The 7116-nt window shown below is 63.3% G+C and carries 15 protein-coding genes; 1 reads left to right on the top strand and 14 read right to left on the bottom strand.

The annotated features are described in order from the left end of the window. The 5 genes from VIG90_RS15585 to VIG90_RS15565 all read right to left on the bottom strand — a co-directional run. On the bottom strand, positions 1-1229 hold a 1229-nt coding region (locus VIG90_RS15585; RefSeq protein ID WP_331594438.1), incomplete at its 3' end, for a terminase TerL endonuclease subunit. Between the two features lie 83 nt (positions 1230-1312). Beyond that, entirely contained in the window at positions 1313-2101 is a 789-nt protein-coding gene (locus VIG90_RS15580; RefSeq protein WP_331594437.1) for a hypothetical protein, read from the bottom strand. Positions 2102-2139: 38 nt separating this feature from the next. After that, the gene (locus VIG90_RS15575) at positions 2140-2607 is read right to left on the bottom strand and encodes a hypothetical protein (RefSeq protein ID WP_331594436.1); all 468 of its coding nucleotides are present in this window, start codon (positions 2605-2607) and stop codon (positions 2140-2142) included. 180 nt (positions 2608-2787) lie between these two features. Next, positions 2788-3138 (bottom strand): HNH endonuclease signature motif containing protein, encoded by a 351-nt coding sequence (locus VIG90_RS15570; protein WP_331594435.1) that lies wholly within the window; start codon positions 3136-3138, stop codon positions 2788-2790. A gap of 9 nt (positions 3139-3147) precedes the next feature. Next, positions 3148-3684: an HNH endonuclease gene (locus VIG90_RS15565; protein ID WP_331594434.1), complete on the bottom strand. Its 537-nt coding sequence runs from the start codon at positions 3682-3684 to the stop codon at positions 3148-3150. A gap of 212 nt (positions 3685-3896) precedes the next feature. Here VIG90_RS15565 and VIG90_RS15560 point away from each other — a divergent pair, with 212 nt between their 5' ends. Next, complete coding sequence (locus VIG90_RS15560; RefSeq protein WP_331594433.1) at positions 3897-4211, top strand: hypothetical protein; 315 nt, start codon at positions 3897-3899, stop codon at positions 4209-4211. Here the strand turns inward: VIG90_RS15560 and VIG90_RS15555 are convergent. Genes VIG90_RS15555 through VIG90_RS15515 form a run of 9 tightly spaced genes read right to left on the bottom strand, consistent with a single transcriptional unit; the run spans position 4208 to position 6994 of the window. Next, entirely contained in the window at positions 4208-4753 is a 546-nt protein-coding gene (locus tag VIG90_RS15555) for a hypothetical protein (RefSeq protein ID WP_331594432.1), read from the bottom strand. The genes VIG90_RS15560 and VIG90_RS15555 overlap by 4 nt on opposite strands. Before the next feature lies 1 nt (position 4754). Further along, positions 4755-4883 (bottom strand): hypothetical protein, encoded by a 129-nt coding sequence (locus tag VIG90_RS15550; protein WP_331594431.1) that lies wholly within the window; start codon positions 4881-4883, stop codon positions 4755-4757. Beyond that, complete coding sequence (locus VIG90_RS15545) at positions 4870-5169, bottom strand: hypothetical protein (RefSeq protein ID WP_331594430.1); 300 nt, start codon at positions 5167-5169, stop codon at positions 4870-4872. The genes VIG90_RS15550 and VIG90_RS15545 overlap by 14 nt, the downstream gene beginning before the upstream one ends. After that, entirely contained in the window at positions 5159-5440 is a 282-nt protein-coding gene (locus tag VIG90_RS15540; RefSeq protein ID WP_331594429.1) for a hypothetical protein, read from the bottom strand. Before VIG90_RS15540 ends, VIG90_RS15545 begins: the two co-directional genes overlap by 11 nt. A 1-nt stretch (position 5441) precedes the next feature. Further along, on the bottom strand, positions 5442-5696 hold the full coding sequence (locus VIG90_RS15535) for a hypothetical protein (protein WP_331594428.1): 255 nt from the start codon (positions 5694-5696) through the stop codon (positions 5442-5444). Next, positions 5696-5881: a hypothetical protein gene (locus tag VIG90_RS15530; RefSeq protein WP_331594427.1), complete on the bottom strand. Its 186-nt coding sequence runs from the start codon at positions 5879-5881 to the stop codon at positions 5696-5698. The genes VIG90_RS15535 and VIG90_RS15530 overlap by 1 nt, the downstream gene beginning before the upstream one ends. Next, positions 5878-6330, bottom strand: coding sequence for a hypothetical protein (locus VIG90_RS15525; RefSeq protein WP_331594426.1), 453 nt, complete (start codon positions 6328-6330; stop codon positions 5878-5880). Before VIG90_RS15525 ends, VIG90_RS15530 begins: the two co-directional genes overlap by 4 nt. Continuing rightward, complete coding sequence (locus tag VIG90_RS15520) at positions 6327-6659, bottom strand: hypothetical protein (protein ID WP_331594425.1); 333 nt, start codon at positions 6657-6659, stop codon at positions 6327-6329. Before VIG90_RS15520 ends, VIG90_RS15525 begins: the two co-directional genes overlap by 4 nt. Before the next feature lie 47 nt (positions 6660-6706). Then, positions 6707-6994: a hypothetical protein gene (locus VIG90_RS15515; protein WP_331594424.1), complete on the bottom strand. Its 288-nt coding sequence runs from the start codon at positions 6992-6994 to the stop codon at positions 6707-6709. Between the last annotated feature and the right edge of the window lie 122 nt (positions 6995-7116).

The raw sequence follows: 7116 nt of genomic DNA, 5'->3' as shown, positions 1-7116 counted from the left end.
CGCACCCGCTCATGTAGAAACTCGACCTCGGTTGCATCGACTGCCGGTGACATGCTGACATAGCCCTGCCCCCAGTCGATCAGGGGCAGTTCCACCTCAGCCCGTTCAAAGTGCGGCTTCAGCAGACCCATCCGGTACCGGTCGAAGGCCAGCCCCTTGATGTTGAGCCCGGCGCAGATCTGCATGATGTCCGCCGCCAGGTGCTCGTAATCGATCGCCTTGCCCGGCGTCGTTCTCAGCCAGCCGTCACGCACCCAGGCATCGTATGGCACCCGGTCTCGCTTGGCCCGATCCAGCAGCGTGTCGGCAGGCGTCCAGAAGTACGGCCGCACATGCCAGAGGCCCGCCAGCTTGGCGATCAGCACCAGGGCCGTGAGGTCCGTCGTCTGTGACAGGTCGAGCGCACCGAACACATCGCCCGCGAAAGCCGCATCCTCAGCCGGGCCGCTGCATGCCTTCCACACCCCCGGCGCAAGGAACGGCGAGAACCGCATCACGCGCTGGTTCAGGTACAGGTTGCGGAAGCTGTTCTCGACCGACGGCATGCGAGCCGCCTCAGCCGCCTTGTTCCGGATCTCGATCTCTGAGCGGAATGTGCCCAGCGCCGGGTTCGCCGCCTTCCAAGCCTTGGGGTCCTGCAGGTCGCAGTCTTTCGGGGCCTCGTATACGTGACAGACGACTGTCGGGTCACCGGACCGCTTGGCGTCATCGATGCGGATGGACAGCAGATCGGCGTCCGTCGGAGCCTGCGTGGAAATCACCAGCTCCAGCGCATCGTCATAAGCGCCCTGCGCCGTCTCGATCGCCTCGATGAACGCGTCGTACTCGCCCTTGACCTGCCCCATCTCGTCGATGATGGCGAGCACAGGTGACAGGCCGTGCGCCGTGCCGGCCTCCGCCGCCATCGCCCGATACTCGACGTTCATGGCCAGACCGATCAGCGTCTTGCCGGACGGCACGACCCGCACCAGCTGAGACAGTTCGGAAGACAGCGCCACCATCTTGCGGGCCAGATTGAACACCAGCGCCGCCTGGTCCCGGCTGCGCGCACCGCTCACGATCTGGCTGTTGAGGCGAGCCTCCGGCCCCACCAGGTGGGCCAGCAGGATCGCGGCGATCAGGCCTGACTTGCCGTTCTTGCGTGCGATCGACAGGATGCCCAGACGCGTGCCGGCCGGGTTGTCGTAAACCTCCTTGATGAACTTCTTCTGGAAGGCCTCCAGCCGCATGGGCTTGCCGACCAGCTTCCCTTCAGGAACGCGACACCATTTTTCAATGAAGGCTATGACGCGCTCACCGCGCGTGAGCGGCCTTACAGCAGGTGCTCTCGCCTGTTCTTTTTTCGGTTGTTTTCGCGCGCCCACATCGGCCTCAGATTAGGCAGCTGGTTGAGCGCAATCACATCTTCTACTGTCGCCGCCGTACTAGCGGGGACGATGTGGTCAATCTGCCACTCGGCCGCATTATGCCAACCCATGCCCGGCACGAATTGGCGCTCAATGTGGACCACCAAGTCAGCTGGCGTATAGCCGAGCTGATCAAATGTCGCGCTCGTCTTCAGTGCGTTGACACTCGCCAGCGCGTGCCTAAACAGGCGGCTAATCCGCGCCTGCATAAGCCGCTCAGGCCTCGACATGATCTTCTTCTTCAGTGCACGCCTATATTCTGGCGTTTTCGAAACAGGGTTGTCCTTCTTACTGCTGCGACCTAGCGCAGCCATCATCTCTCGCCGGATACAGCCGCACGAGCGCTTGCCACCCTTCCGCAACGCTGCCGTCTTCGCCAGCGCCTTCCCGCCGCAATCGCAGGCGCATTCCCACCGTACGTTCCCGTGCTTGTCGGGAGACGCCTTCCGCATTACCTGAAGCCGGTCAAATCGCTGCCCCGTCAGGTCGATACCTTTCCGGGTTGCCGCCACGTCGCGCCGCAAACAACCGCAAGATTTGCGGCCGCCGAAGCGAACGGGGGCTAGCCGGGCATTGACAGACGCCCCGCAGTCGCAGCGGAATCGCCAGACCCGATTGATACCATCCGAGCCAATTGGGAACTCAGCAACTAAACGACCATACCGCTGGCCGGTGACATCAAGGGGAGCAGGCATGCCTCACCCTACCAAGCAGTGCCGCAAGCGCAACGCCATCAGTTGACTGCGTTCGGCCTCGCCAGAAGGTCATCGCCCAACGGGTTGTTGTCCTCGATGGCCTTGGCTGCTGCCCGCCTCTTGCTGGCATCCCGCGCTTCGCCCTGCGCGCCTCGCCCGTGCTGCTGCAGCGTGCGCAGGTACGACATTTCGAGCCTTTGCATTTCGTTGAGCTGCGAGAGGATGGCAGCAGCCCGAAGCCCATCCGGAATCGGCACCGAACCATCGATGTAGCCGCGGGCCTGCGCGATCTGCCACTGCGTCCAGGCAAGGCTGGCTGCCGTCGACAGCAACGCCGGCGTCTCTTCCCACTCCTCGCGCGCGCGCCCGCGCACGATGGCGCGCCAGAACGGCAGTGCGCCCTCCGGCAGCGGATTGTGCTCGGGCGGCAGGAGCTCGCCCTTGGCCGCGCCCGCCATGACCTTCACCGCCGCCGTGGCGCTGTCGATGCGCTGACGACGTTTCATGCCGAAAAATTCCTGTATTAGCGTTGAGATTCGAGAGGGGGGCGGTGTCCGGCCGGATCGGCCCAGACTTTCGACACCCCCCCCGCCCAAATGGTTAACGCGCGACGATATTTGGTTAACGCGCAATATTCTTGCGCCTCGTCGCCCCTGCCGCGCCCGGCGGGCCGTCCGGCCCGGCCGTCACCGGCTCCAGGGGTGGTCGCCGACCGGCCAGCCATCCTCGTCGCAGCCGATCCGCTTGCGGTGCCCGAACTGCTCGGCCGTCGCGTCTCGGTGGCAGGGCTCACAGAGCACCCGCGTGTTGCTGTCCTCGTCCGTGCCGCCAAGGGCCAGCGGGACGATGTGGTCAATCACCAGCAGCGGCAGCGCATCCGTTGCCTGCTTGCTCTCCCACGTGCCGATGCGTCCGCACCGTGAGCACGTCACACCGTGGGCCTTCAGCCGCCGCAGCCTCTGCTCCTGCCCCTTGCGCCCTCTCAGTCTCTCGACTGGCTGACGCTGGTGGCCCGGGCGATAGAGGTGCCGGCTCATGCCGCCTCCTTACGCTGAATGAGCGCCCCTGTAGAAAAGGCCAAGGTCCCTGTTGGTCTTGGCAAACTCTCCATGCCAGCGCCTCGCAGCCGCATCATACCGACGAGCGGCACGCTCCTCAGTCGGATGGGTTCCCAAGCAAATCTTCTTGCCGTTGACCCGGATGGTCGCGCGCCATCTATCGCCGTCGCGCCATACCCCTTTGAAGCGCGAGACACCGCCTGACGACTTTCTGTTTTTCATGTTCTCTGAATTGGTGCAGACGCGCAAATTATGGCGGCAGTTGTTGAGTCCATCGCCATCGATATGGTCAACCAGCATATCGCCCGGCGGGCTCAAGAGCAGCCGGTGCATAAGCAAGAGTGAGCCATCGGGCAGCCTCGTGGCAGCGTAGCGGCCTTGCTTGCGCCACCGATATTGGCTTAGCAGGGCAACGTCTTTGGCATCCACCTTGGCAAATGAGCGGCCCACCGGGAACTTGACGCCATCCACCGAGCGAATAGCGTCCTTCAGGCGCCGAAATACGGCGTCGTTCAAACCTTGCATCGATGACTCATAAAAAAAGCCGCAGGCTGTATAGCGTGCGGCTGGCTTCGTCTTAGCGCGCCTTACGGTGAGGCCGAGGCGCAGCAATTGGATTGTGGTGATATTTACCGCGAAGCCCTCGGGCGGTCAATCGTTCAAGTGAACGTTTTGTTAATTGCTAAGTGCAATTTGGTCTTCAGATTCGAGCCTATTCTTAGCAAGAGAAAACAGAGATGATGAGCAAGGTCCTAGCTTTCAAATTCGTTCCGATTGTAGCGCTTCTCTCCATGTTGGCAGGCTGCTCCGATGAGCCGAAAAAGCCCGCCGGAGAAACTTACACGCTCTATCGGAATTCATCTCTGGACAGATCAATGCGCATCCATTGGGCTACGTTCGATGTCAACGAACCGGGCGAGTATAACTTTGGAAACTGCACGATGGCGGCCGACTTACTGAACCGCAATCTGCTTGCGTTGAACGACGGCGATTCAGGCGGCGTCTTATTCTGGTGTGAAGCAGGGCAGTACCGCGAAGAGGCAGACAGCTAAAACCGCCTATCCATCGCAATCACATCGGCACAAAATTCCACAAAAAGCTTCGCCCGATCCTCTGCCCGGGCGCTGGTGTAACCCGCCAGCGACCCGGCCTCGCCCGTACTCATGTCGAACACCACGACGTTGACGAACACGTCGGCATACTTCGCCGGCAGGCGACCCGGTTTCCCGTCCTTGCCCAACCAGTGCTGCAGTTCGCTCACAGCCTCGCACTGGCGCTGTGTGTTGCCCGGTCCAAAGCCGCGTGCCGTGACCGTCGACCGCCCCTCATATGCGCTCGTGACCCGGCTCAGCAGACCCGACGCCTGGTAGACCTCGCGGAAGTAATCGCACGCCTTGTACTGGCTCTCAGTGATGAGTCGGTTCTTGCGCCAGCGGTCGATGGTCGAGGATGCAAAGTCTCGGTAAGCCTTCGCCCGCCGATCCTGATGATTCTCCAGCTCCACGTCCACGAGCTTGAACGCGCCCTTCGCCGCCCGCTCCGGCGTCGGCCCCAGAACCTGCACGTCCCGCCTTGCCCTTGTCGCCTTGCCCATCTCAGCCCCCGATTACCTGCACCACGCCCGCCACGATCCGCACCACCAGCCACAGCATCACGCCCGCAAGGACGAGCAGGCCGCAGTAGTGGTGAGCCTTCACCCCATCGTCCCGACTACGTCCGCCCATTGTCGCCCTCCCCGGTCGCCGTCCGCTCGACGGTGCGCGGCGACTGGTGGTTGAACCGTTCCCAGCGCGCCTTGCTGATTCCCGCCTCGGTCAGCGCCACCTCGATGTCCCGTGCCAGGCCGCGCGTGAGCTTGCCCGTGGCGCCGACGATCTCAGCGGTACCGCCCCGGATGATGGCTGTGGCGGCGAACTCGTAGCCCGGCCCGCCGGCCTTTGCGTCATCGCGCCCGCGGTAGTCCCGCCCTGCGCGGATGACGGCGGTTATGAATTCCACGTCAGCTGGCATGCTTAATCTCCTGCTGGCCGAGGATGGCTTCCTTGGCTACCCCCAACTCAACTGCCTGAATGAAGCACTCCGCGCCTTCATCAATTACCAAGGCCGGCCGCTGCAGCTTCTCCAAGGCGTCCGCGCACCGCTGCCGCTCGGCCATGATGGCGCTGGCGCATTGCCGCACCCGGTCCTGACAGCTTGCCATTTCTATGGCTGCCGGATCTGTGACATCGCCAAGGCCGCAAGCTCTCAATGCCGCCTTCAGCACGTCGTCGGGGTAGGTCATGCTAAGACCTCCCCCGAGCAGGGCAAATGTACGGAATGCGGTGCCGCTGGCGGAGCGCGTCGAGCTTCTTTGGCTCGCGCCGCGCAAGGCCGCTAAAGATCACCTCAACCTCCCGCCAGCTAAAGCCGCCTCGGTTGTGTAGCTTTTCGATTGACTGCTCGGTGCCGTACTGCGCCGCGTAAGCCTCGTAGATGATCTCAGCGAGCGACCACGGGATATATGGGCCGTGCTGCATGGCGAACAGCTTCTCGCTCATCACTCCACCCCTTCCCACCCAATCAGATCCCCGCCATCCGCCAGCGCTCCATCCCCGCTCTCGCTCAGCCAGTCGCCCGTGCCCGCGCGCCAGCTGTAGATGCCCTCAGCGACAGCGCCGCCTGTGGTCTGGTACCGGATGCGGATCAGGGAGCCGTCACGCGGTGCGGTGCTCATGTCAGTCATGCGGAAGCCCTCCTCGCCTGCAGGGAAGCGAGGCACACTGTCAGCGGCAGCGTTTTTGCGCTCGCAATCTGCGCGTGCCATGACTTGCCGTCGTGAGCGACATTGGGTGGATACCAGCGCACTACAGCGGCCGGGTGAACCGATGGCCTGCTGGGGTCCCAGCCAAGCACTAATTCGATAATCGCCAAGTCCGTTGGCACCAGCGTCAGGGCCTCGTCGAGGGAGGCGGTGCGCTTCTTGGGCTCCCACAGCTCGACCAATCGGCCTTCGCCGTCTTTCGCCCGCCACAACGCGGTGCCTCCTGGCGCACGATACCAGTCGTAATCAAACCCAACTGTTCGAATGCTGTGCGCCGGGATCTCGCCAAGGTAATCCGAAAGCTGCCAGTCAAGCTCCCTGCTCGGCCCCGTCGCTTGCTCAAGCGCTGCAATCAGCTCATCCAGCGTCATGCTGCCCTCCCCCTCTCCAGCTTTGCCGCAGCCGCTCCAACGCGCGCGCTCGCAATGGCAGCGTGCGCCCGGTTCACGCAGTTTTCACGCTGAACCGGTGACGTGTAGCGCGTTCTGCCCTCGATCTCTGCCAAGGCCCATTCCAGCGCCTCCAGCAGTGCCGGCGCGGCAGCAACTAGCTGGGCATCCTCTTCCCGCTCACAGATCGCAATCAGCACCCGGCTGCGCCCCTCATCGAGGCGGCTGAAGTTTGCGAATACCCTGCGGCGTTCGCGGGCATTCGCCTGCACCCGCTCATGCTCCGGCCAGCGGCGCGTTGTACGGGTCATCAGCAGGGTGCCTTGAGACCAGGGCCCCGAAGTGTGCTCTGCTCCACTCATGCCTGCACCGCCACAGCCTCGGCCGGGTTCACCGTCCGCAGATCACGGATGATGCACACCTCCGCGCAGGTGCCGACCGAGTAGGCAGGCGACCCCTCAGTTTCCGTCTCGAAGTGGATGTTAACGCTGACGCCTGCGCCGCTGGCAGCAATGCCCAGCTTGCTCTCCACCCATTCGGAGATGGCCTGCTTGAGCGCACGACGGTCGAGCAGCACGCGGTGTGTCCGCTCGTGCTTCACGTCCTCGATGATCTTCACGCCAACAAGTCTGCTGGTTTCCGGCATGGCTGCCTCCTTCATCAACGTTTGGCTGACTTCGCCTTGGCGAGCATCTCGGCCCAAGTGGCCTGATCGATGCCCGGCGGCGGGCTGTTCGGATCGGGCACGTAGCCCGCGTTGCTGCGGCG

Origin of the sequence: Pedomonas sp. (genome assembly GCF_036515995.1) — a bacterium.
Classification (GTDB): Bacteria; Pseudomonadota; Alphaproteobacteria; order Sphingomonadales; family Sphingomonadaceae; genus Pedomonas.
Note: the sequence above shows the minus strand (reverse complement) of the source record. Positions and strands in the feature narration are given on the sequence as shown.

Excerpts from the sequence above, each read along its gene's own strand:
- VIG90_RS15575 (WP_331594436.1), bottom strand. The coding sequence starts at position 2,607 with ATGAAACGTCGTCAGCGCATCGACAGCGCCACGGCGGCGGTGAAGGTC.
- VIG90_RS15570 (WP_331594435.1), bottom strand. The coding sequence starts at position 3,138 with ATGAGCCGGCACCTCTATCGCCCGGGCCACCAGCGTCAGCCAGTCGAG.
- VIG90_RS15540 (WP_331594429.1), bottom strand. The coding sequence starts at position 5,440 with ATGACCTACCCCGACGACGTGCTGAAGGCGGCATTGAGAGCTTGCGGC.
- VIG90_RS15525 (WP_331594426.1), bottom strand. The coding sequence starts at position 6,330 with ATGACGCTGGATGAGCTGATTGCAGCGCTTGAGCAAGCGACGGGGCCG.
- VIG90_RS15545 (WP_331594430.1), bottom strand. The coding sequence starts at position 5,169 with ATGCCAGCTGACGTGGAATTCATAACCGCCGTCATCCGCGCAGGGCGG.
- VIG90_RS15580 (WP_331594437.1), bottom strand. The coding sequence starts at position 2,101 with ATGCCTGCTCCCCTTGATGTCACCGGCCAGCGGTATGGTCGTTTAGTT.
- VIG90_RS15535 (WP_331594428.1), bottom strand. The coding sequence starts at position 5,696 with ATGAGCGAGAAGCTGTTCGCCATGCAGCACGGCCCATATATCCCGTGG.
- VIG90_RS15565 (WP_331594434.1), bottom strand. The coding sequence starts at position 3,684 with ATGCAAGGTTTGAACGACGCCGTATTTCGGCGCCTGAAGGACGCTATT.
- VIG90_RS15555 (WP_331594432.1), bottom strand. The coding sequence starts at position 4,753 with ATGGGCAAGGCGACAAGGGCAAGGCGGGACGTGCAGGTTCTGGGGCCG.
- VIG90_RS15530 (WP_331594427.1), bottom strand. The coding sequence starts at position 5,881 with ATGACTGACATGAGCACCGCACCGCGTGACGGCTCCCTGATCCGCATC.
- VIG90_RS15515 (WP_331594424.1), bottom strand. The coding sequence starts at position 6,994 with ATGCCGGAAACCAGCAGACTTGTTGGCGTGAAGATCATCGAGGACGTG.
- VIG90_RS15560 (WP_331594433.1), top strand. The coding sequence starts at position 3,897 with ATGATGAGCAAGGTCCTAGCTTTCAAATTCGTTCCGATTGTAGCGCTT.
- VIG90_RS15520 (WP_331594425.1), bottom strand. The coding sequence starts at position 6,659 with ATGACCCGTACAACGCGCCGCTGGCCGGAGCATGAGCGGGTGCAGGCG.
- VIG90_RS15550 (WP_331594431.1), bottom strand. The coding sequence starts at position 4,883 with ATGGGCGGACGTAGTCGGGACGATGGGGTGAAGGCTCACCACTACTGC.